Annotated in this window: 19 protein-coding genes; 7 read left to right on the top strand and 12 right to left on the bottom strand. The window is 74.7% G+C overall.

Features of this window, described 5'->3' with window-relative positions; genetic code table 11:
• Nucleotides 1–10 precede the first annotated feature (10 nt).
• The 7 genes from V6U79_RS11190 to V6U79_RS11160 are packed head-to-tail and all read right to left on the bottom strand — an operon-like array spanning nucleotide 11 to nucleotide 6409.
• The gene (locus tag V6U79_RS11190) at nucleotides 11–1279 is read right to left on the bottom strand and encodes a beta-ketoacyl-[acyl-carrier-protein] synthase family protein (RefSeq protein WP_334532630.1); all 1269 of its coding nucleotides are present in this window, start codon (nucleotides 1277–1279) and stop codon (nucleotides 11–13) included.
• Nucleotides 1276–1680, bottom strand: a complete 405-nt coding sequence (locus tag V6U79_RS11185) for a cupin domain-containing protein (RefSeq protein WP_334532627.1) — start codon at nucleotides 1678–1680, stop codon at nucleotides 1276–1278. The genes V6U79_RS11190 and V6U79_RS11185 overlap by 4 nt, the downstream gene beginning before the upstream one ends.
• The gene (locus V6U79_RS11180; protein WP_334532624.1) at nucleotides 1673–2383 is read right to left on the bottom strand and encodes an SRPBCC family protein; all 711 of its coding nucleotides are present in this window, start codon (nucleotides 2381–2383) and stop codon (nucleotides 1673–1675) included. The genes V6U79_RS11185 and V6U79_RS11180 overlap by 8 nt, the downstream gene beginning before the upstream one ends.
• Nucleotides 2380–3816, bottom strand: coding sequence for an acetyl-CoA carboxylase biotin carboxylase subunit (locus tag V6U79_RS11175; protein ID WP_334532621.1), 1437 nt, complete (start codon nucleotides 3814–3816; stop codon nucleotides 2380–2382). The genes V6U79_RS11180 and V6U79_RS11175 overlap by 4 nt, the downstream gene beginning before the upstream one ends.
• Before the next feature lie 15 nt (nucleotides 3817–3831).
• Entirely contained in the window at nucleotides 3832–4362 is a 531-nt protein-coding gene (gene accB, locus V6U79_RS11170) for an acetyl-CoA carboxylase biotin carboxyl carrier protein (RefSeq protein WP_334532700.1), read from the bottom strand.
• The gene (locus V6U79_RS11165; protein ID WP_334614605.1) at nucleotides 4341–6071 is read right to left on the bottom strand and encodes an acetyl-CoA carboxylase carboxyltransferase subunit alpha; all 1731 of its coding nucleotides are present in this window, start codon (nucleotides 6069–6071) and stop codon (nucleotides 4341–4343) included. The genes accB and V6U79_RS11165 overlap by 22 nt, the downstream gene beginning before the upstream one ends.
• A complete protein-coding gene (locus V6U79_RS11160; RefSeq protein WP_334522113.1) occupies nucleotides 6068–6409 on the bottom strand; it encodes a TcmI family type II polyketide cyclase in 342 nt (113 codons plus the stop codon). The genes V6U79_RS11165 and V6U79_RS11160 overlap by 4 nt, the downstream gene beginning before the upstream one ends.
• A 406-nt stretch (nucleotides 6410–6815) precedes the next feature.
• Here V6U79_RS11160 and V6U79_RS11155 point away from each other — a divergent pair, with 406 nt between their 5' ends.
• The 6 genes from V6U79_RS11155 (at nucleotide 6816) to V6U79_RS11130 (ending at nucleotide 11907) form a co-directional block, all read left to right on the top strand.
• Complete coding sequence (locus V6U79_RS11155; RefSeq protein ID WP_334522115.1) at nucleotides 6816–7700, top strand: AfsR/SARP family transcriptional regulator; 885 nt, start codon at nucleotides 6816–6818, stop codon at nucleotides 7698–7700.
• Nucleotides 7701–7821: 121 nt separating this feature from the next.
• Nucleotides 7822–8169: a TcmI family type II polyketide cyclase gene (locus V6U79_RS11150; RefSeq protein ID WP_334522119.1), complete on the top strand. Its 348-nt coding sequence runs from the start codon at nucleotides 7822–7824 to the stop codon at nucleotides 8167–8169.
• 13 nt (nucleotides 8170–8182) lie between these two features.
• On the top strand, nucleotides 8183–9535 hold the full coding sequence (locus V6U79_RS11145) for an FAD-dependent oxidoreductase (protein ID WP_334522121.1): 1353 nt from the start codon (nucleotides 8183–8185) through the stop codon (nucleotides 9533–9535).
• A 236-nt stretch (nucleotides 9536–9771) separates the two neighbouring features.
• The gene (locus V6U79_RS29780) at nucleotides 9772–10992 is read left to right on the top strand and encodes a helix-hairpin-helix domain-containing protein (protein ID WP_442933279.1); all 1221 of its coding nucleotides are present in this window, start codon (nucleotides 9772–9774) and stop codon (nucleotides 10990–10992) included.
• A 317-nt stretch (nucleotides 10993–11309) separates the two neighbouring features.
• A complete protein-coding gene (locus tag V6U79_RS11135) occupies nucleotides 11310–11516 on the top strand; it encodes a hypothetical protein (RefSeq protein ID WP_334522123.1) in 207 nt (68 codons plus the stop codon).
• A gap of 187 nt (nucleotides 11517–11703) precedes the next feature.
• Nucleotides 11704–11907, top strand: coding sequence for a hypothetical protein (locus V6U79_RS11130; RefSeq protein ID WP_334522125.1), 204 nt, complete (start codon nucleotides 11704–11706; stop codon nucleotides 11905–11907).
• 155 nt (nucleotides 11908–12062) lie between these two features.
• Here the strand turns inward: V6U79_RS11130 and V6U79_RS11125 are convergent, their stop codons facing one another.
• The 5 genes from V6U79_RS11125 to V6U79_RS11105 all read right to left on the bottom strand — a co-directional run bounded on the left by V6U79_RS11125 (nucleotide 12063) and on the right by V6U79_RS11105 (nucleotide 20252).
• Nucleotides 12063–13424, bottom strand: coding sequence for a hypothetical protein (locus tag V6U79_RS11125; RefSeq protein WP_334522128.1), 1362 nt, complete (start codon nucleotides 13422–13424; stop codon nucleotides 12063–12065).
• 259 nt (nucleotides 13425–13683) lie between these two features.
• A complete protein-coding gene (locus V6U79_RS11120) occupies nucleotides 13684–15789 on the bottom strand; it encodes an APC family permease (RefSeq protein ID WP_334522131.1) in 2106 nt (701 codons plus the stop codon).
• A 110-nt stretch (nucleotides 15790–15899) separates the two neighbouring features.
• Nucleotides 15900–16295: a hypothetical protein gene (locus V6U79_RS11115; protein ID WP_334522134.1), complete on the bottom strand. Its 396-nt coding sequence runs from the start codon at nucleotides 16293–16295 to the stop codon at nucleotides 15900–15902.
• Between the two features lie 146 nt (nucleotides 16296–16441).
• Entirely contained in the window at nucleotides 16442–17212 is a 771-nt protein-coding gene (locus tag V6U79_RS11110) for a DUF5995 family protein (protein WP_334614604.1), read from the bottom strand.
• Nucleotides 17213–17327: 115 nt separating this feature from the next.
• Complete coding sequence (locus V6U79_RS11105; RefSeq protein WP_334614603.1) at nucleotides 17328–20252, bottom strand: helix-turn-helix transcriptional regulator; 2925 nt, start codon at nucleotides 20250–20252, stop codon at nucleotides 17328–17330.
• Between the two features lie 189 nt (nucleotides 20253–20441).
• Here V6U79_RS11105 and V6U79_RS11100 point away from each other — a divergent pair.
• The coding region (locus V6U79_RS11100) for an AAA family ATPase (protein ID WP_334614602.1) at nucleotides 20442–21904 on the top strand (1463 nt) is incomplete at its 3' end.

Raw genomic sequence — 21904 nt, 5'->3', positions numbered from 1 at the left:
CGCGGCCCGGTCACGCCGGGACCGCCAGCCGGCGGAAGAGCATCGCGGACTGGAAACCGCCGAAGCCGCTGCCCACCGAGAGCGCCACGTCCACCGGCGTCTCCCGGGCCACGTTCGGCACGTAGTCCAGGTCGCACTCCGGGTCGCGGGTGGTCCAGTTCGCGGTGGGCGGCACCACGCCGTACTCGATGGCCAGGGCGCAGGCGGCCATCTCGATCGAGCCGATCGCGCCGAGCGAGTGCCCGACCATGGACTTGATGGAGCTGACCGGCACCCGGTACGCGGCCTCGCCGAGGGCCCGCTTGAACGCCGCCGTCTCGTGCCGGTCGTTCTGCCGGGTGCCGGAGCCGTGGGCGCTGATGTAGGAGACGTCCTCCGGGGCGAGCCGGGCCTGGCGCAGCACCGCGCTGATCGCCACGGCCATCTCCACCCCGTCGGGGCGCAGCCCGGTCATGTGGAAGCCGTTGCTGCGGCTGGCGTAGCCGGCCAGTTCGCAGTAGACGTGCGCGCCGCGCCGGCGGGCGTGCTCCCACTCCTCCAGCACCAGCACGGCGGCGCCCTCGGCGAGGACGAAGCCGTGCCGGTCGGCGTCGAACGGCCGGGACGCGTGCGCCGGGTCGTCGTTGTCCGGGCTGGTCGCCTTGATGGCGTCGAAGGAGGCGACGGTGACCGGGGAGATCGGCGAGTCGGCGGCCCCAGCGAGCACGATGTCGGCCTCGCCGTCGGTGACGAGCTGGTGGGCGTACCCGATCGCGTCGATGCCGGAGGTGCAGCCGGTGGAGATCACCTGGGCCGGGCCGTGCAGGCCGTGCCGGACCGCCACGTCGGCGGCGAGGCTGCTGGGCACCAGCGCCGGATACAGGTACGGCCCGGCGAGGGCGTGGTCGACCAGCCAGCGGCGACCGGAGTCGCTGACCCGCACGTACTCCTGCTCCAGGGCCATGGTGCCGCCGACGGCGGTGCCGAGCACCACCCCGGCGACCTCCCGCTCGGCGTCGCTCAGGGTGAGCCCGCTGTCGGCCAGTGCCTCGGTGGAGCAGGCCAGGGCGAACTGCACGTACCGGTCGGCGCGCTGCCGCTCGGCCGGGGTCAGCCCGGCGGTGTCGGGGTCGAAGTCGCACTCGGCGGCGAGCTGCGAGCGGAACGGCGACGGATCGAAGAAGGTGATCCGGCGGGTCGCCGTCCGCCCCTCGGTGATGGTCTTCCAGAACCGGTCGCGGGTGACGCCGCCGGGGGCGACCACCCCGATCCCGGTGACCACCGTGCGGCGCCCGGTCACGACGGGCTCCGCTGCTGGGCCAGCTCGGTGTCGACGTGGCCCAGCTCCGGGCGGGGCGCCAGGGGTCCGAGGTGGAACACCACCTCGGCCGGGGCGTCGCCGGTGTTGCGCAGCCGGTGACGCACGTTGCGCGGCACGAAGAGCGCCTCGCCGGCCGCCAGGGGCACCGGTTCGTCGTCCAGGTCGACGGTGATGTCGCCGCGGGCGACGTAGAGGAACTCCTCGCTGTAGGGGTGGTAGTGCTCGGCGATGCGCTCCCCCGGCGCGAGCGCGGCGACCCCCATGAAGCCGGAGGTGCTGCCGACGGTCTTCGGGCCGAGGAGCACCCGCAGTTCCCCGCCGCGCCGCCGGTCGGCGGTCACGTCCCGGGCGGCGACCACGCCACCGGTGGTCTCACTCATCGCCGCCTCCCGCGTACGCCCGCTCGATCCGGTCCTTGATGATGGCCAGCTGCACCCGGCTGTTGGCGTTGATCCGCTCGGTCATCCCGGCGTCGTCCACCGGGGCGGTCGGCTTCATGGCGAAGTCCTGCACCCAGGTCATCCGGGTGCCGCCGGGTACCTCGTCGTAGCGCCAGCGGATCCGCATGTACTCGAACGGCCCGGTCTCCACCCGGTGCGCCCGGACCTGCCGGGTGGCCGGGTCGGCGGTGCGTTCGCTGACCCAGCTCCACGAGGTGCCGTTCTCGTCGGGGTGCATGGTGAGCCGGAATCGCACCGTGTCGCCCTCCTGGTGCAGGATCTCCACCACGGCGTACTCGGTGAACAGCTCGGTCCACCGGGCCACGTCGTTGGTGATGTCCCAGACCAGCGGCAGCGGCGCGGCGATGTCGATGCTGTTCTCGGTGTGGCCGGGTGGGTGGGCGCGGCGGGCGACCAGGTCGGCGACGGCGGGGATGCTCAACTGCCCGGCCTGCTCGGGGATCTGGACCCGCCACCGGTCGGCCACCACGGCGGAGAGTTCCAGCAGGGCGAGCGAGTCCATGCCCAGCTCCTCCAGGGAGGCGGCGGGGGCGCGGGCGGCGGCGTCGGCGTCCAGGCCGCAGTGCGCCACCAGGATGTCGGTGATCTCCGTGGTGAGCGGCTGCCCGTGGGTGACGGTCATCTCGGTTCCTCCTCGGTAGCGGTCAGGACGGTGCGGGGGTGCGGGGCGGCGCGCGGTGGCGGGGCGGCGGTGCCGGCCGGCTGGTCGCCGGCGAGCAGGCGGTCCACCAGGGACGTGCCGTGGCGGCCCTTGCGGAACGCGGCGTCGTCGAGCACCCGGCGGACGAACGGGATGGTGGTACGCATCCCGGGGCCGGTGACGACGAACTCGTCGAGCGCGCGTTCCAGCCGGTTCAGCGCCAGCTCCCGGTCCGGCGCCCAGACCGCCACCTTCGCCAGCAGCGAGTCGTAGTGCGGCCCGACGACGTAGCCGGCGTGGCCGTGGGTGTCGACCCGGGTGAACGGCCCGCCGGGCGGGACGAAGCGGTCCAACCGGCCGGGGGTCGGGGCGAAGCCGCGGTCCGGGTCCTCCGCGTTGACCCGGCACTCCACGGCGACCCCGTGCAGCCGGATGTCCTCCTGCCGCCAGCGCAGGGGCAGCCCCGCGGCGATGTGCAGCTGCTCGTGCACCAGGTCGATCCCGGTGATCATCTCGGTGACCGGGTGCTCGACCTGGATCCGGCAGTTGATCTCCAGGAAGTGGAACCGCTCCTCGGCGTCGACCAGGAACTCCATGGTGCCGGCGCCGGTGAAGCCGACCTCCAGCGCGCCGCGCAGGGCGGTCTCGGCGATGCTGTCCAGGGTCGCGGCGGACAGCGCCGGCGCGGGCGCCTCCTCGACCAGCTTCTGGTGCCGCCGCTGCACCGAGCAGTCCCGGGTGCCCAGGTGCACGCCCGCGCCGTGGGAGTCGCAGAGCAGTTGCACCTCCACATGACGGGCGTCGGTGAGGTACCGCTCGACGTACACCCGGTCGTCGCCGAAGGCGGCCTGCGCGGCGGCCCGGGTCCGGGCGTAGGCCCGGGACAGCTCCGCCGCGGACCGGACCACGGTCATCCCCCGGCCGCCACCACCGGCGGCGGCCTTCACGATCACCGGGTAGCCCACCTCGGCGGCGACCTCCGCCGCCTGGGCGGCCGTCGGCACCGGGCTGACGCTGCCCGGCGGCAGCGGCAGGCCGGCCCGGCGCATCAGCGCCCGCGCGGAGGACTTGTCGGCCAGCGCCGCCATCACCTGCGGTGGCGGGCCGATGAAGACCAGCCCGTTGTCGGCGCAGATCTCGGCGAAGTCGGCGTCCTCGGAGAGGAAGCCGTAGCCGGGGTGCACGGCCTGCGCCCCGACCTGCCGGGCGGCCTCGACGATCGCCGCGGCGTTGAGGTAGCTGCGCTTGCTCGGGGCCGGTCCGATCAGGACCGCCTCGTCGGCCAGGCGCACCGGCGCGGAGTCGGCGTCCGCGGTGGAGTAGACCACCGCCGTGCGTACCCCGAGCTCCCGGCAGGCGCGTAGCACCCGCAGCGCGATCTCACCCCGGTTGGCGATGAGCACCTTCTCGAACATTCCTCACACCCCGCCTCAGACCGGGTCCAACGTGACCAGTGGCTGGTCGTACTCCACCGGCTGGCCGTCGACGGCCAGCACCTCGGCGACCCGGCCGGCACGCTCCGCGGTCACCTCGTTCATCAGCTTCATCGCCTCGACGATGCCGACGACCTGACCGGGCCGCACCGCGTCGCCGACGTTCACGAACGGCGCCGCCCCCGGCTCCGGCGCGCGGTAGAAGGTGCCGACCATCGGCGAGCGCACCTCCGCCCGCCCGGCCGGCGGCGCGGCCGGCGGCGCCGGTGGCGCCGGCACGGCGACCTCCGGCGCGGGGCCGCTCTCCGGCACCGCGGCCGGGGCGGCCGTACCGTGCCACTCCACCTCCAGCACGGTGTCGCCGCTGCGCAGCCGCACCCGACGTACCGGGCCGGCCAGCTCGGCGACGAGGTGCCGCGCCTGCCGGCGCAGCCCGGTCAGCACGGCGTCCACCCCGGCCGTCTCCTCGCCGGCCGCCGGACCGTCGGTCCGCAGCGCGCCGGCGCTCACCGGGCACCCGCCCGGGATCCGATGCGCGCCGCGCCGAACCGGCGGAACCGCTGTCGACGGCGGCGTACCAGGGTCGCGGTCGGCACGTCGAGCAGCGGCAGCAGGTTCGCCCGCACCGCCTCGCGCAGGGCCCGGGTCGTCGCCTCCGGGTCGTGGTGGGCGGCCGGGACCGGCTCCGGGACGACGTCGTCGACGATGCCGAGCCGGCACAGGTCGGGCGCGGTCAGCCGGAGCGCCCGGGCCGCCTGCGGGGCCGCGCCGCGGTCCGGCCAGAGGATGGCGGCGCAGCCCTCCGGGCTGATCACCGAGTAGATCGCGTGCTGGAGCATCAGCACCCGGTCGGCCACGGCGAGGGCCAGCGCGCCGCCGCTGCCGCCCTCCCCGGTCACCACGGCGACGACCGGCACCGGCAGCACGCTCATGGCGAGGATGTTCTCCGCGATCGCCGCCGCCTGACCCTGCTCCTCGGCCCGTACCCCGGGGTCGGCACCGGGGGTGTCGACCAGGGTGACGACCGGCAGTCCGAGGCGGGCGGCGAGCCGCATCAGTCGCAGCGCCTTGCGGTGACCGGCCGGGCTGGCCATGCCGAAGTTGTGGGCGACCAGCTCGGCGGTGGTGTGTCCCTTCTGGTGGCCGATCACCATGAGGTGGCGGCCGTCGAGCCGGGCCAGCCCGCCGACGACGGCCGGGCAGTCCCCCCCGAGCCGGTCGCCGTGCAGCTCCACGAAACCCTCGAAGGCCGAGTCCAGGTAGTCCAGGGTGGTCGGTCGGCCGGGGTGCCGAGCCAGCCGTACCGTTTCCCAGGCGTCACCGCCCGCCGGCTGCCGGGCCGGCGCCGCGGTCGGCTCGGCGACGTCGGCCGGCCGGGCGGCGCCGGGCGGCCGCTCCTGCCGGGGTACGGCCGCGGCCGGCACCGGGCGACGGCCGCTCCCCGCCGCGGCGAGCAAGGCGGCGAGCCGCCCGCGCAGCGCGTGCCGGGGCACCACCATGTCCACCTGGCCGTGCCGGAGCAGGAAGTCGGCGGTCTGGAAGCCCTCGGGCAGCGCCCGGCCGGTCACCTGGCGGATCACCCGGGGACCGGCGAAGCCCATCCGGGCGCCGGTCTCGGCGAGCACCACGTCGGTGTTGGTGGCGAACGAGGCGGCCACTCCCCCGTAGGTGGGGTCGGTGAGCACGCTGACGGTGAGCAGTCCCGCCTCCCGCAGCCCGGCGATCGCCTGGCTGACCGTGGCCATCTGCATCAGCGACAGGGCGCCCTCCTGCATCCGCGCCCCACCGGAGGCGGTGACCAGGACCAGGGGGATCCGGTCGTCGAGGGCCCGCTCGGCGGTCCGGGTGATCATCTCCCCGACGGCGGCGCCCAGGCTGCCGCCGAGGAACCGGAAGTCCATCACGGCCAGCGCGCACCGGTGCCGGCCGACGGCGGCGGTGCCGCAGACGACCGCCTCGTCCAGGCCGGTGCCGGCGCGGGCGGCGGTCAGCCGGTGCGGGTACGGCAGCACGTCGACGAAGTCGATCGGGTCCACCTCCGCCGGCCGGTCCGGCAGCGGGGTGAACGACCCGGGATCGACCAGTTGGGACAGGCGCTCCGGCGCGGCCAGCCGGGCGTGGGCGCCGCACTCCGGGCAGACGTCGAGGTTGCGGCGCAGCCGCTTGCGGTACAGCAGGCTGGCGCACCCCTCGCAGCGGGACCAGAGCTGCTCCTGGTGGGGCGCGGTGGCGGTCACGGCCGCCGCCCCGTGGCGGTCACGGCGTCGAACCGGTAGAAGCAGTGGGCCATCGCGTCCCGCGGCTCCCGCCAGGTCGGCAGGTACGGCGAGACGTAGGGCCGCAGTCGGGCGCTGACCCGCTGGAACTCGGGGTTCCCGCGGGCCGCCTCGACCGCGCTCTCCGCCGGCGACTCGGTCTCCAGCAGGTGCACGTACAGATCGTGCAGCCGGTACAACGACCGGTGCCGGACCCCGACCAGCCGCGGCAGGTCGGTCGCGTCTGACTCGGCGAAGATCTCGGCCACCTGTGCCTCAGCGGTCGGGACCACCTTCGCGACGATCAGCGAACGGTCCATGGTTGGGCCTCCCCCCACGGCCTCGGACGCGGTGCGGACCGCGTCGTCTCCGGCCGGACGACTGCCGACACGATGCCGGGCGCGGCGTCACCCGGGCGTCACGGGCATCGTCTCGTCGGCCGGCTTCCGTGACGATGCGTTGACGCAGCCTGTGTATGAGCTGTGCCAAGATCACAATCAGATGCTTCTATGCGCAGCTCAGAACCCGTGTTACGGGACGCCTTGTCTACCTCGCGATATTGACCGAGAGTGACCACGATTGATAACCTTCGTGGTGGTCAGCCCGGCGACCGCGGCGTGCCACAGACGCCGTGCCGCGGCGGAGCGACCCGACACCGGGGTCATGGGCAGCCGCGCCGGGGACACACAGATGAGTCGGGACGAGCGTTCCGCAGGGGGTGCCGCCGTGGCCGCCGATCCGTCCATGCCGACCGCCGGAGATCCTCCCGGCCCCGCCATCTCGCTGCACCTGCTCGGTGGTTTCCAGCTGCTGCACGGAGACGCGCCGGTCGTGGTGCCGCGCGGCCTGCAACGGGTCATCGCGCTGATCGGGCTTCGCCCCGGGGCCACCCGCAGCCACCTGGCGGGACTGCTCTGGCCGGACGCCACCGAGGACCGCGCCCTGTCGTCGCTGCGCACCGCGCTGTGGCGACTGCGCCAGGACCCCTGCTGCCCCCTGACCACCGCCGGCGACACCGTACGCCTGGACCCGGCCGTCCGGGTCGACGTCGACGCGCTGGTCGGCACCGCCGCCCGGGTCCGCGACGGCGGCGACCCGTGCGCCGCCGCGGCCCTCGCCGCCGGCCGCCACGACCTGCTCCCCGGCTGGTACGACGACTGGGTGCTGACCGAGCGGGAACGGCTGCGCCAGCTCCGGCTGCACATGCTGGAGGAGCTGGCCGGGCAGCACCTCGCGGCGGGCAGGCACGGCGAAGCCCTGGAGGCGGCGCTCGAGGCGATGTCCGCCGAGCCGCTGCGCGAGACGCCGCACCGGCTGGTGGTGCGCATCCACCTGGCCGAGGGCAACGCCTTCGAGGCGGTGCACGCCTTCTACGTCTACCGGGACCTGTTGCTGCGGGAACTGCGGCTGGAGCCGTCGGCGGCGATGACCGCGCTGCTCGACGACACGCTCGCGCCGATCCGGGACGCCACCCGCGACGCGCCGGGTGGCCCCGCCCGGCCGACGAACACCCGGGACGCCTCGGCTTCCCCACGCCACCCCGCCGTACGCGACACGCCGGCTGGGCCGGCCCGCAGCCCGGCCACCCGGGTCGGGCCCCGGACCCGCTGACCGGCGTCACCGTCACCGCACGTCGAGTGACGTGCAGGTGACAGCCGGTAGGTCAGGGTGGGTGCACAGCAGACCGTGGGCTCCCACCCCGATGGGGAGCACCACCGGCGAGAGGGGTTCCATGAGCCGTCTACTGATCGTCAGCAGGATCATCCCGGGCTCGGAGGGTCGGGTGGCGCAGATCTTCGCCGAGTCCGACGCGACCGAACTGCCCGCCCTGACCGGGGTCCGGCACCGTTCCCTGTACTGCCTGCACGACCTGTGCGTGCACCTGATGGAGACCGAGGACGTCGACCCGGACGCGCTCGCGGGCGCCCGCAACCACCCGCTCTACCTCCAGGTCAACGAGCGGCTCTCCGCGCACACCTCGCCGTACCTGCCGACGTGGCGGTCGCCGCGGGACGCGATCGCCGGGTGCTTCTACCGGTGGGACGCCGCCGAGGTCCCCTCACCCCGGCCGGCTGGTTGAGCGGAGCCTCGCCGTGACCTCCGGGGGACCACCGCACGTCCTGATCGTCGGCGCCGGCACCGGCGGCCTCTGCCTCGCGCAGGGGTTGCGCCGGGCCGGCGTCAGCGTCGCCGTCTACGAGCGCTACCGCACCCGCGGCGAGGGGCTGCTCGGCTACCGGGTCGGCATCGGACCCACCGGCAGCAAGGCGCTGCGGGAGTGCCTGCCGCCCGAGCTGTTCGACATCTACCTGGCCACCTGCGCCCGCTCCCCCCGCTACTTCAACGTCCTCACCCAGCGGCTGGGCCGGACCGCGTCGTTCACGCTGCGCCCCGACACCGACCCGGTCCACACCGAACGCTCGGTGGCCCGGATGACGCTGCGCCAGGTCCTGCTCACCGGCCTCGAGGACGTGGTGCACTTCGACAAGACCTTCACCCGGTACGAGCAGCGCGACGACGGCACCGTCACCGCGTACTTCGCCGACGGCACCAGTGCCACCGGCGACCTGCTGGTGGCCGCGGACGGCACCCACTCCGCGGTCCGCCGCCAGTACCTGCCGCACGCGGTGACCCGCGACGCCGGCACCATCAACATCGCCACCCGGATCCCGCTCACCCCGCACACCCGCGCCCTGCTGCCGCACCACGTCGAGCACGGCATCTCGCTGATCTTCGGAGCCGGCGGGATGATGGGCGTGCTGCACGTGATGGAGTTCAAGTGGGACCGGGACGGGACGATCAAGCCCGACGTGGCCGACGCCGACGCGGCGCTGCTGCGGAACTGGCCGGGGCGGCGCCACGACACCACCCGCGACAACATCAACCTGATCATCTGGAGCGCGTCCCACCGCTTCCCGCCGGACGTCATGCAGCGGCGCGGCGACGAACTCGTCCAGCTCGCCCTGGAACTCACCCGCAACTGGCACCCGAACCTGCGGCAGCTGCTGGCCCGCAGCGATCCCGGCAGCGCCCTGCCGATCAAGGTGACCACCAGCGAGCCGGTGCCGGCGTGGAAGAGCAGCACCGTCACGCTGCTCGGCGACGCCATCCACACGATGACGCCGGGGCGCGGGGTGGGGGCGAACACCGCCCTGCGCGACGCCGCCCTGCTCTGCCGGCAGGTCCGCCAGGCCGTCGCCGGCGACAAGACACTGGTCCAGGCGGTGGCCGACTACGAGGCGGCCATGGTGCCGTACGGGTTCGCCCGGGTCGCCGACTCGCTGAACCGCAGCGGCACCAGCGGCGACGACCGGATGTACAAGCCGGTGGTCGGCCGGCTGGCGCTGCTCGGCGCCCGCGGCTACTTCGGCGTCAGCAGCCGGGTCCCCCGGCTGGCCCGCAAGTTCGTCGACGACTTCTACACCTACCGGGGCGAGGACGACTGAGCCGCCCGGCCGGGCCCCGGCGACGGCACCTCGTCGCGGCCCGGCCGGGCCAGTCGCCGTCCCGCGCCCGCCTCCGGCGCCCCACCGTCGGTCATCCCACCGCCACCCGCTGGCACCGGCCGTACCACCTGCGTCGCGAGTCGTGATCCTCCCTGTCGCCGCCGCCACCCGTGTGGAAAGCTGCCGGCGAGTTTTCTTCGCGACTTTCACCGACATATGCAAGAGGGAGGTTCGCCGTGCCGTCGACTTTCGGGCAATGGCTGATCGTGATCCTGGCCCTGGTGGCCGGTGTGGCTGGAGGCTGGGTGTGGCGCGACCGGCAGGCCGCAGCGGCCGCCGGGGCACCGCAGCCCATGATGGAGGGTGATCCGGTGGTCGGACTCTCCGAGGACGAGAAGGCGGCCGCCGCGGCGACCGCCGTCGTCGACCCGCCCCGGCCCGAGGCCACCGTCGACGCCGCGCCCGCGCCCGCGGCGGTCGTCGACGAGGTGGCCCCCGCCGAGGTGGACGCCGCGCCGGTCGCCACCGACACCCCGCCGACCGGGGACGACACCGACCGCGCCCCGGCGACCGTGACCTCGACCGACGTGGGCGCCGCCGACCCCGACCGGCCCGCCGAGGGTGCGGAGCGGGACGCGGACGCTTCGGCCGCCGACGCGGACCACGAGGTCGAGCCGGTGCGGCTGACCGGTGCGGCCGACCCGCAGGTCACCTCCGCCGCCGCGGAGCACGCCGACGAGCCGGCCCACGCCGACCTGCCCGGCGACGCCGACGACGAGCGTGCCGACCGGGTCACGTCGGCCACCGAGGCCAGGACCACCCAGCGGCCGGCCGCGGCGGACACGCCGGGCGACGACGACGCCGGGGCGCGGGTCGAGGTCGGCCCGTCCACCACCGAGCCGACCCCGACCGCCACCACGGTGGACGCGGTCTCCACCGACGAGGACACCGCGCCCGTCGGGACCGGCGCTCCGGTGGGGATCGCCACGCCCGACACCACCGAGGAGGTTCCGGCCGCCGAGCCGGTGACCGCCACGTCGGGAGTTCCGGCGCCCCGGACCCCGGTCGAGGACACGATGACCGGCGGCGCCACCCCCGAGGCCGCCGTGCCGACTCCGGCCGAGGAGTCCGACCTGACGATCGGGTCCGCCCTGGTGGCCGCCGCCACGCCGGTGACCCCGCCGCCCGCCGACGACACCGCGCCGGCGGACGACTTCCGCCGCATCCAGGGCGTCGGACCGAAGATGGCCGCCGCGCTGCACGCCGCGGGCATCCGCACGTACCGGCAGCTGGCCGAACTGGACGAGCCGGCGCTGCGCGACGTCATCCGCACCGCCGGGCTGCGCGCCGCCGCCAGCCTGGCCACCTGGCCGCAGCAGGCGAAGGTGCTGGCCGGCGCCGGCGCCGAGGCCGAGCGGGTACTGCCCGTCGGCACCGGAGCCGGCGAGCAGGGCTGACCCGAAAGAGCGGGCCGGTGGTGGTGCCCCCGGCAGCACCACCGGCCCTCGCCCCACCCGGCGGCGTCGCCGACCACCTGCGCAGCCGGGGAAAGCCGCCGGAGGACCCGTCGCCGCCGCACTGAACGTCCGGGCGGGGGTCGCCGGGTCGGCAGTGGACGGACGCCGGGCGCGGCCCGCGTGGTGGCCGATCCGGCCCGTCCGGCGGCGCCGCCGACGGGTCGCCGGGCCGAGCGTTCCCCGACCCCGTTTACCCGTTCGTCGGGTCTGGGTACTGGGTCGTCACCTCGCACCACCACGACCCGGGAGGCACCCCCATGCGCGGTACGTCGATTTTCGGAGTCCTCGTCGTCATCTGGCTGATCATTGGCGCTGTCGCCGCTGGCCAGCGCGGCTACTACAACAATGACGACACCAACTGCGCCGAGGCCGGGACCATCCTGGTGACGATCGTGGCGGGCCCGCTGAACTACATCGGCGCCAACCCCAAGATCGACTGCGCGCTGCCCGAACCGTCCAAGTAGGCGGTACCGAGAAGCCCGCGCCCCCACCCCCGGGCGCGGGCTTTTCCATGTCCGCTCCCGATCATCCACGACCGGTGGGGGCGCGACTTCAGCGGAGGCCGGCGCCCACTGCGGACCCGCACGGCCGGTCCCCCGGCCCGTCGTCCTGGTCACCACCGGTAGCGCATCCTAGGAGGCTGGGTCACGGGTGGGCGTTTGTCGGTGGGGTCGAGGTGCACCACCTCCGGCGCCAGTTCGCCGTGGGGCCGGAGGTGGTGCACCTGGCGGCGGTTCGCGCTACCTGGACGCCGGCTACGACCACATCGTGCTGCAGAACGCCGGCCCGGACCCGGACGGCTTCCTGGACTTCCTCGCCGGCGAGCTCGCCGGGCGGCTCCGCGCGCTCGCCTGAGCGCCCGGTCCGCCGCCGACGGTGAGGCCGACACCGGCGGGCTCCTGAGGGCCGACCGGCGCACCCGGTCCACCGGCGATCGGGATGATCGTCGCGGTGGACCGGGTGCGCTCGGACCGACGGGCGCGAACCCGGCGGGTTCGCTCCGTCGAGGATCAGCGGAAACAGTTCGGGACCGGCACCGTGCTGCCCACGCAGTTGCCCGGCTCGTTGCCGATGATCTCGGTCTCGTCATCGACCCTGGCGCGGGCCTTGTCCACGAAGAGGCCACCCGGCTCCTCGTTGGAGACGTTGTCGGTGACCCGGCTCTTGTACAGGGAGACCTGACCCATCGTGACGAAGATGCCGCCCGCCTTCTTGTCCGCGTCGTTGCGGCTGACGTGGCTGCGGCGCACCAGCAGGTTCGACTTCTCGGCGTAGATCCCGCCGCCGTCCCCCTTGGAGCTGTTGTGCTCGACGGTGCTCTCGTCGAGCGTGAGCAGACCCTGGAAGGTGGAGATGCCACCGCCCTTGACCGTGGCGGTGTTGGCGCGGATCGTCATGCCCTTCAGGTAGAGCACGGCGTCGGAGTTGGCGACGCCCCCGCCGACCTCGGCGGTGTTGCCGAGCACCCGCACGTCGGAGACCTTGGTACGGGCCGAGAAGCTGGCGAACCCGCCACCCTGCTTCGCCTTGTTGTCGGCGAAGGTGCCCCCATGGATCTCGGCCGCCCCCCGGTAGTTGCCGAGCCCGCCACCGTAGGCGGCGGCGGAGTTCTCGAAGAACTTCGCCCCTTCCACGGTGAGCACGCCACCGTTGAGCAGGCCCCCGCCCTTGCCCTCCTTCCCGATGGCCTGGTTACCGACGAAGGTGCTGTCACGGACCACCATGTTGCCGTCGTTGAAGACCCCGCCGCCGCCGCCCTCGGCGGAGCGGGAGGTGCTTCCGATGATCGTGGTGCCCCGCACGGTGGCGGCGGCACCGTGGACCACGTGGATGGCGCCCCCCTCCGCGGCCGACCGGCCGTTCTTGAGCACGACGTCCCGCAGGTCCAGGTCGCCGCCGTCGCGCACGGTGAAGAACCGGAACTCGTCGGCGTTCGAAGCCCGTTGGATGGTGGCGCCCTCGCCATGGATGGTGATGGGGTGGTAGATGACCGGCAGCCCGGCCTTGTCGTCCTTCGGGTCGCGCGGGGGCGCCTCGGCGTCACCGGGGTTCTCGGCGGTGTCGGCGGCCTCGCGGGCGTCCCGGATGCCCCCGTCGTAGTCGTCCGGTTGCTGGAACGCCTCGGTGAGGGTGTAGGTGCACTTGCGGGCGAGCCGGAGCTCGCCGCCACCCTCGGCGTTGGCCCGAACGAGAGCAGCGATGAGCCGGTCCGAGTCGCAGGGCACGCTCACGCGGTCGGCCGCCGAGGCCGCCACGCCGGTCAGGCCCGTCGTCGCCACCACCATGCCGCCCGCCATCAGGCCACCGGTTAAGAACCACCGGGACCGCCGCCTGGGTTTCGCTGGGCGCCGACTCACTCGGTTCGTGGACATAGGGCTTCCCTGCCTCTCGTACGTGTGATGCGGCCGCACCGAAACGGCGCGGGGTGGCCGAGGTCCCACGAAGCCACCGAAAATTACGATACGACGACCAATTGTGACAAGGCCGGCGAACGTGAAGAACCTTGCGATTTCCGTTTATGCCCCCATCGACCGCCGACCGACCCCAGGCAGGTTGATTGCCCGCGAACTGCCAGGTCAGCGACGCTTTCCGACGCCCCGCGCGCCCGAGCGGGCCGATCTGACCCGGTAATCAGCCGCCGACGTGGATGCCGGGCCGGCGGGCAGGATCCGCCTCGCTCTTGCGGATGATCTCCCGGACCACCGGCGGGGTGTCGCCCCGCCCCAGGATCAGGTAGCGCAGCAGGTGGGCGACCGGGCTCCCCTCGGACCACTCGAAGTGGGCGTGCGGACGCGTTCCGGTGGCGTCGCGCAGGGCCAGCAGGATGGCCGCGATCGCGTTCGGCGCGGCCGGGCTGCTGGCCCGCAGCACCCGGTAGCCGCCGACCTCGATGCCGCGCACCCGCAGCACCTGACTGAACTCCGACGGGTCCACCACGTCGATCTCCAGGAAGAGCACGTCGGCGGCCCCGGGCACGGGGTTCATCCCGCGCTGCGCCCGTTCCTTGACCCGGTACTCCTTGACCGCGCCACTGTCCCGCTTGTTGGCGATCAGGTGCAGCCGATTGTCGTGGGCCAGCGACTCGGCGATGAACCGGCGGGCGGCCGCGTCGAACTCGATCCGTTCCGCGCGCAGCTCGGTGGTGCGGGCCACCCGCGAGACCAGCGAGACGACGATGATGCCGGCGATGAACATGCCGGAGATGGTGATCCCGTCCGGCTTCTCGATCACGTTCTCGACCAGCGCGTAGAGCAGGACCAGGGTCAACACGGTGAAGCCGACCCCGGCGACCCGGTGCCGGGCGCGGAGCGCGGCGATGCTCACCGCCACCGCCGCGGAGACCATCATGGCCAGGATCCCGGTGGCGTACGCGCCGGCCTGGGCGTTGACGTCGGCCCGGAACGCCACCGTGATGGCGATGCTGATCACGGTGTAGACGATCACCACGGGCCGCACCGCCCGGGCCCACTCCGGCGCCATCCCGTACGCCGGCAGGTAGCGCGGCACGATGTTGATCAGCCCGGCCATCGCCGAGGCGCCGGCGAACCAGAGGATGAGCACGCTGCTGATGTCGTAGGCGGTGCCGAACCCCTCACCGAGGTGCTCGTGGGCGAGCCAGGCCAGCGCCCGGCCGTTGGCGGCGCCGCCCGGGGCGAACTGGTCCGGCGGGATCAGCACGGTGGTCACGACGGTGGTGGCGACCAGGTAGACGGACATGATCAGGGCGGCGGTGGTGAGCAGCCGGCGGGTGTTGCGGATCCGCGCCCGCAGGCGCTGCTCACGGTCCGCGCCGTCCCCCCTGACCAGCGGCATCATGCTCACCCCGGTCTCGAAGCCGGAGAGCCCGAGCACCAGCAGCGGGAAGGCCAGCACCGACGTACCGACCAGGTGACCCAGGCCGTCGCCGCCGGCGGTCAGCCGACTGGTCCAGCCGGCCAGCAGCGCCGGGTCGGCGGTCACCTCGAGCAGGCCGGCCACCACGATCACCGCGTTGAGCCCGAGGAAGGCCACGACCAGCGGGACGGCGACGGTGACCGCCTCGCGGAAGCCCAGCAGGAACACCCCTCCGAGGACGATCAGCAGCACCACCGTCACCACCACGGCCGCCCCGGCCCCGTGCGGGAAGGAGGACGGCAGGTACGGGTTCTCCAGCAGGTGCACCGTGGCGTCGGCGGCGGAGAGCGTGATCGTGATGATCCACGAGGTGGCCACGAAGCCGAGCAGCACCAGGACGGAGAGCTTGCCCCGCCAGAACGGCAGCAGCCGCTCCAGCATCGCCACCGAACCCTGCCCGTGCGGGCTCTCCCGGGCCACCCGCCGGTACATGGGCAGCATCCCGAACAGGGTCAGCGCCACGATCAGCAGGGTGGCCAGCGGGGAGAGCGCCCCGGCGGCCAGCGCGGCGATACCGGGCAGGTAGGACAGCGTGGAGAAGTAGTCGACCCCGGTCAGGCACATCACCTGCCACCAGGGGTGGCGCTGCTCCTGCCCCTCCTGGGCCTCCGGCCCCACCGGCTGCACCCGGTGCGCGAAGAGCCAGCGCCGCAGCGGGCCGGCCGCTGGGGCCGGGTGGACCGGGCTGTCCACGCGCTCCGGCACAGTCACCGAGCGACCGGCGTCGGTCGGCTGGCCCGGGTCGCGGGCCGCCCGCAGCGCCCGGTCCGCGCCCGCCGCCGGAGTCTGGCCGCCCCGTCTGCGGGCACGCCGCCCCGGTGCCCCGTCCCGCTCCTGCGCCATGCCCCGTACCACCCTTTCCGGCCCTGAACCGACCGTAGGTGGTGCGCCCGGCCCCACCCGCCGGAACGCCGGGAAGCGGGACGATCAACCGCGGCGGCGGCGGGGCCGGGTCAACCGACGGGTGGGGCGCGCAGCACGCCGAGCAGGGCGTCGGGGTCGGTGACCGTGACCGTGACGGCCGGGTGGCGCAGCCACGGCCCCGGCACCAGGGCCGGTACGCCGGCGGCGAGGCGGATGCAGACCCCGGTGGCGGTGCTGCTGCCGAAGGTGACCCCGCCGTCGGCCAGGGACAGGTGCGGCCCGATCGCCCGCCACCAGCGGTACGGCCCGGAGATCTCCGCCCCGGTGACGTTGCCCCGGGTGGTGCGCAGTCGCCAGGGGCCGAACCGGATCTCGACCGCCTCGTCGTCGACCGTCACCCAGGAGGTCTCCGGCCGGACGCCGAGCAGGGCCAGCGGCAGCCGGAAGGGCGGGTCGAAGCGGAAGGCGGAACGGTGCGCGGCCATGCCGCGGGCGTACCCGGTGTGGGCCGGCCGACACCCGTCCGGGCGTGCCGGGCGCCCGCGGCGAAGCGCGCCCGGGCCCGGGGCCCGAGCGGGACGCGTCCCCGCGCCCCGGTCTCCCGGAGCGCGGGGACCCCCCGTCCCGGCTGCTACTGCAGAAATGCCCCCAGTGGCGAGAGCAGCAGCCGGCCGAGCGCGGCGGCGTTGTCGTCCAGCCGCGCGCGCTCGCAGTCGCGGGCGTGCGGGTCGTGCCGGCAGCGCCAGATGTTCTGCGCGTTGCGCCAGGCCACGTCCCGGGTGTACTCCACCAGCTCGCCCTGGTACCAGTCGTCGATGTCGCCGTTGAGCATGTCCAGCATCAGCTGCCACTGCTCCAGGTAGCCCCGGCGCAGGGTGGGGATCTTGTCGGCGAAGATGTCGTTGATCTTCAGGTAGTCGCGGTGCTGGTCGCTGCCGTCCACCGGCTCCGACTCCAGGTGGTCGAAGGTCGTCACCAGGGCGAACGGCAGGTCGAAGTTGATGTGCGCGTTCACCCCCGCCGCCGCCGACGGCAGCGGCCGGGCGTCCGGGCCGCGCATCCGCTTGAACAGGCACGACCACGCCTTCGGGGTGGTCGGGCTGGACTCCGACCACAGCCGCAGCGCGTCGAAGTACCGGGCGGCGAACTCCACGTCCAACCGGGACAGGAAGGCCGGGTCGGCGAAGTAGTCGTCGTAGAGGCCGTCCAGCACGCTGCTGGTGATGGTCAGGTAGAGCTGGTTGAAGTCCGCCAGCGGGCAGCTGCGCTCCAGCGGAGGGAGCCGGACCAGCAGGTCCTGCAGCTTGGTGAGGTGGTCGACCACCGCCGGCACGTCCGCGGGATGGTCGGCGAGCAGACCGACGATGTCGGCGTGGACAGGGCCCCAGACCGGTTCCGTCATGTCTCCTCCACTGTGGTCGGGGCACCCCCGTGCCATCGGCTCGCTCGACAGCCTTCCAGCGGCGAGCACCCGCGCCATCAGTAGAACGACGTATTCGAGGCGACCACGCGTGACTTCAGTCGGCGCGGTTACGCAGGTGGATCGCGCTCGCCTGCACCCGGGTCCGCACCTGGAGCTTGTCGAAGATGTGCGAGACGTGCACCCCGATGGTCCGCTCGCTGATGAACAGCCGCTGCCCGATCTCCTTGTTGGTCAGCCCCTCGGCGACCGCGGCGAGCACCTCGCGCTCCCGCGCGGTGAGCACCGACAGCTCACCGCCGGCCGGCTCGGCCCGGCGCGCCAGACGACCGGCGGCCGACGGGGGCCGCTCCTCCAACGCCACCCGGGCGCGGCCGGCGAGGGTACGGATCTCACTGGTCAGCGGCACCGCACCGAGCCCCTGGGCCATCTCGTACGCCCGGCGCAGCAGCTTCGCCGCGGTCGTGCTGCGGCTGCGCCGGGCCAGCAGCGCCTCGGCCTGCCGCAGCCGGGAGTACGCCGCCGGGTACGGGTGGTGGCGCCGGTCCCACTCCGCGGCCGAGCGGGCCCAGAGCTCGGGATCGCCCCGCCCGTCGAGCCGGCTCAGCTCGGCGGCGCAGAGCACCAGGAAGCCCTCCGCACCGAGGCGTACCGGCCGGGCCGCGTGCGCGCTCTTGCGGGCCACCTTGTCGACCACGTCGCGCAGGCGCCGGACCGCGGTCTCGTCCACCGGCACCGTACGGCTGGCGTGCGCCTCCGCCTCGGCCCGCAAGCCGTGCCAGGCCAGGGTCGCCAGCAGCATCACGTCGTCGGAGCGGCTCTCGGTGAGCCCACGCTGCACGGCCTGCCGGGCGACGTCGTGCCGCCCCTGCCACATGGCCAGCCCGGCGCGCAGGATCAGCATCGGCAGCACGTGTCGGGCACCGCCACCGGCGAGCACCGTGGCGACCGCCTCCAGGTCCCGGTCGGAGGCCTCCACGTCGCCGTAGCCGACGGAGAGCCGGCAGCGGGCCAGCAGCAGCTCCACCGCGTCGGCGCCCGAGGGACGGTGCCGCAGCGCGGCCGCGACCACCTTCTCCGCCTCGGCCCACTGCCCCACCCGGAACAGCCCGTTCGTGGCGATCGCCAGCAGCCGGGTCTCGTAGGTGCGGCCCAGCCCCAGCTCGGCCACCCGCTCGGCGCCCCGGCGGGCCACCACCACCCCCTCCTCGAGGATGTTCAACGGCCCGGTGAGCAGCTCCGCCAGGTGCAGGTACGCGCAGGCGACGTCCTCCGGCCGGCCGGCCCGCTCGGCGATCTCCAGGGCGCGCCGGACCACCGCCAGGCCGGCGTCCGGGTCCTCCAGGAACGCCTCGCTGAAGCCGAGCGCCGAGCTGGCCAGCACCACCTCGGTGGTGCTGCCGTCCACCGCCGCGGCGAGGTCGAGCGCCTCCCGGGCGCGCCGGCCGGCCTCGGCGTACCGGCCCAGGTGCAGCAGCAGCTCGGCCAGGCGGGCAGCGGCGGACGCCCGCTCCCGCGGGGTGCAGGCGGCGGACTCCAGGACACCCGTGTACTCCGCCTCGGCCGGGGCGGACCGTCCGGCGGCGGCGAGGTAGCGGGCCCGGCGGATGCGCAGCGCGCAGGACGGGCCGGCGTCCACGCCCCCGGCCAGCTCCTCCAGCAGGTGCAGCGCCCGGGCGTGCTCGCCGCACTGGTGCGCGGTCTCCGCGGCGTGCTCCAGCAGCACCGCCCGGTCGACCCGCACCGGCGCCGGGGCGGCCGGGCCGGCGGCCGGCGCGGCGGCCAGGTCCAGCGCCGCCGACCAGTGCCGGTGCGCCTCGGCGAAGCCGTGCAGCCGCTCCGCCTCCCGGGCGGCCGCCATCGCCGCCGGCAACGCCAGGCCGGGTTCGCCGGCCAGCCGCCAGTGGTGGGCCAGGCGCGCCTGGTGCAGTTCCGCCGGTGCCCGGGTCAGCGCCTCGGCGTAGCGCCGATGCAGGGCGGAGCGTTCCGCCGGCAGCAGCTCGTGCGCGAGGACCTCGGCGACCAGCCGGTGGCGCAGCCGGTAACCCTCGTCCACGCCGACCAGCAGCCGGTGCGCCACGGCGGCCCGCACCGCCTCGATCAGCTCCGGCTCGGGCAGACCCAGCACCTCGGCCAGCAGCCAGTGTTCGACCGGTTCGACACCGGCGGCGACGGCGTGCACCACGGCGTGCGCGTGCTGGGGCAGCGCGTCCACCCGGGCCAGGAAGATCTCGCGCAGCGTGTCGGAGAGCCCGTCCCGGCCGTCGCGCAGGTCCCGGGCCAGCTCCTCGACCACGAACGGGTTGCCGCCGCTGCGCTGCCAGACCTGCTCGGCGGCCTCCGGGGTCAACGACGCGCCGGCGATGGCGGCGGCCAGCCGGTCGGTGTCGGCCCGGTCCAGCGGGGCGAGGTCGAGCACCCGCACCGACCGCAGCCGGCGCAGCTCGGTGAGCACCCGGCGCAGCGGGTGGGCGCCCTGCAACGACTCGGCCCGCACCGCGGCCAGCACGGAGAGCTGGAGGTCGCCCAGACCGGCGAGCAGGTAGAGCAGCAGCTGCCGGGTGCTCCGGTCCACCCACTGCAGGTCGTCCAGGACGAGCACCAGCGGCCGGCCCTCGGCGATCAGGCCGAGCCCGCGGGACACCCGTTCGAGCAGCGCGCCGGCGCCGTCCGGGGCGGCGGTCTCCTCGGCGAACATCCGCAGCAGGCCGCGGACCGCCGAGGACGTCCGGGCCTGGGTGGAGGTCAGCTCGCCGTCGAAGCGGCGTAGCGCCTGCAGCACCGGGTGCAGCGGCGAGGCGTCGCCGATGTCCAGGCAGGAGCCGGTCAACACCACGGCTCCCGCGTCGCGCAGCCGCGCCCCCACCTCGTGCAGCAGCCGGGTCTTGCCCACGCCGCTCTCACCACTGAGGAAGACCGCCGCGGTCTGCCCGGGCCCGAGATCGTCGAGCAGGGCGGAGCGCAGCGCCGTCAACTGGTCGGCACGGCCGACGAGCGGTGCGGTGTCCACATCGCTGGCCATGCCCGCAGCCTAGCCACCGGCCCCGCGCCCTTCTACGGCCTCGATCCCGCTGTGGTACTCCTCGCGTCGACATCGCGACTAAAGGTTGTCACCGGCCGACATACGTCGTTCGGCAGATCCCCCGTCGGCCCGGTGGTGACAGTCTCCAGAGATCGTCAGGCACCACTGCTGGGGGGAAGGGTGGGTGCGATGCCACTGTCCACGCTCGTCATGTCTCGGGAGGACGTCACCGGGCCGCCCTGGCCGGTGCCGGAGGAGAGACGCACGGTGACCGTGCTCTTCGCCGACATCGTCGGCTCCACCGCGCTGACCGAACGGCTCGACCCGGAGGACGTCCGGGCGCTGCAACACGCGTACTTCGACACCGTCGCGGGGGTGCTGCGACGGTGGCAGGGGGTGGTCGAGAAGTACGTCGGTGACGCGGTGATGGCGCTGTTCGGGGCGCGCCGCTCCGACGGGCTCGACGCGTACCGGGCGGTCCGGGCCGGCCTGGAGATCCAGGCCGCGCTGGACCGGCGGGCGATGCCGGGGGGCGTCGCGCTGCGGGTCCGGGTGGGCGTCGCCACCGGCGAGGCGGTGGTCGACCTGACCGCCGCCCGGAACGGCGGCCACGGCGCGGCCAGCGGCGCGGTGATCAGCACCGCGGCCCGGTTGCAGGAGTACGCCCCGGCGGGCGGCGTGGTCGTCTGCGCGGCCACCCAGCGGGCCACCGCCGGCCTGACCGACCAGCACGCGCTCGCCCCGGCGGCCCTCGCCGGCAAGGCGCTGCCGGTCGAGCTCTGGCGGGTCACCGGGCCGGCCCGGCCCCGCGCCGACCGGCACCACGGCCCGCTGGTCGGCCGGCGCCGGGAAGTGGCCACCGCGCAGGACCAGATCGTCCGGGCCGTCCGGGAGCACCGTCCAGGATGGGTGTCCGTGGTCGGTCCGGACGGCATCGGCCGGTCCCGCCTCCTGCACGAGCTGCGCCAGGCGGTACGGAAGGTCGACGGGGCGCCGGTGCGCTGGTGCGTCGCGTACTGCCCGCCGTACCCGGAGGGGGTGCTGGCCCCGGTCGCCGACCTGGTGCGCGACCTCGCCGGGGTGCGGCCCGCCGACCCGCCAGCGGTGGTCCGGCGCCGGCTGGCCGCACTGGTCGACGGGCTGGACACGCCGGGACCGGCGGCGCCGACCGTGGACGCGCTGGCGGCGCTGCTGGGCGCGCCGGACCGGCCCGGGACCGGCGGCGCGGCGGCGGGCCGGCAGGTGCTGCTGGCGCTCGCCGCCCGCCAGCCGGTGGTGGTGGCGGTGGACGACCTGGACCGGGCGAGGCCGCAGCTGAGCCGGTTCCTGCACACCCTGTTCGCCACGGCGACGCTGCGCGGGCTGCCGCTGGCAGTGGTGGCCACCCACCGGCCGCACCGGGCCGACCCGGTGCCCGGCCCCGCCGACCGCCACTGCCAGGTGGCGCTGGCGCCGCTCGGCACGGTCGACGCCGGCCGGCTGCTGCGGCGGCTGCTCGGCCGCGCCGGCCGCCCGGCGGCGCTGGCCGCTCGGCTGCTGCCGTTCGTCCGTGGCGTGCCGGGACGCGCCGCCGCCTACGCCGCCGCGGGGGCGGGGGCGGGGTCCCCGCCGCTGCCCGAGCCGGGACGGCGGGCCGCCGAGGCCCGGCTGGA

It is taken from the genome of Micromonospora psammae (assembly GCF_036902725.1).
In the GTDB taxonomy this organism is placed as follows: Bacteria; Actinomycetota; Actinomycetes; order Mycobacteriales; family Micromonosporaceae; genus Micromonospora.
This window is presented reverse-complemented; position numbering and strand designations above follow the sequence as displayed.

Excerpts from the sequence above, each read along its gene's own strand:
- V6U79_RS11115 (WP_334522134.1), bottom strand. The coding sequence starts at position 16,295 with ATGGCCGCGCACCGTTCCGCCTTCCGCTTCGACCCGCCCTTCCGGCTG.
- V6U79_RS11185 (WP_334532627.1), bottom strand. The coding sequence starts at position 1,680 with ATGAGTGAGACCACCGGTGGCGTGGTCGCCGCCCGGGACGTGACCGCC.
- V6U79_RS11105 (WP_334614603.1), bottom strand. The coding sequence starts at position 20,252 with ATGGCCAGCGATGTGGACACCGCACCGCTCGTCGGCCGTGCCGACCAG.
- V6U79_RS11120 (WP_334522131.1), bottom strand. The coding sequence starts at position 15,789 with ATGGCGCAGGAGCGGGACGGGGCACCGGGGCGGCGTGCCCGCAGACGG.
- V6U79_RS11150 (WP_334522119.1), top strand. The coding sequence starts at position 7,822 with ATGAGCCGTCTACTGATCGTCAGCAGGATCATCCCGGGCTCGGAGGGT.
- V6U79_RS11160 (WP_334522113.1), bottom strand. The coding sequence starts at position 6,409 with ATGGACCGTTCGCTGATCGTCGCGAAGGTGGTCCCGACCGCTGAGGCA.
- V6U79_RS11175 (WP_334532621.1), bottom strand. The coding sequence starts at position 3,816 with ATGTTCGAGAAGGTGCTCATCGCCAACCGGGGTGAGATCGCGCTGCGG.
- V6U79_RS11110 (WP_334614604.1), bottom strand. The coding sequence starts at position 17,212 with ATGACGGAACCGGTCTGGGGCCCTGTCCACGCCGACATCGTCGGTCTG.
- V6U79_RS11180 (WP_334532624.1), bottom strand. The coding sequence starts at position 2,383 with ATGACCGTCACCCACGGGCAGCCGCTCACCACGGAGATCACCGACATC.
- V6U79_RS11125 (WP_334522128.1), bottom strand. The coding sequence starts at position 13,424 with ATGTCCACGAACCGAGTGAGTCGGCGCCCAGCGAAACCCAGGCGGCGG.
- V6U79_RS11135 (WP_334522123.1), top strand. The coding sequence starts at position 11,310 with ATGCGCGGTACGTCGATTTTCGGAGTCCTCGTCGTCATCTGGCTGATC.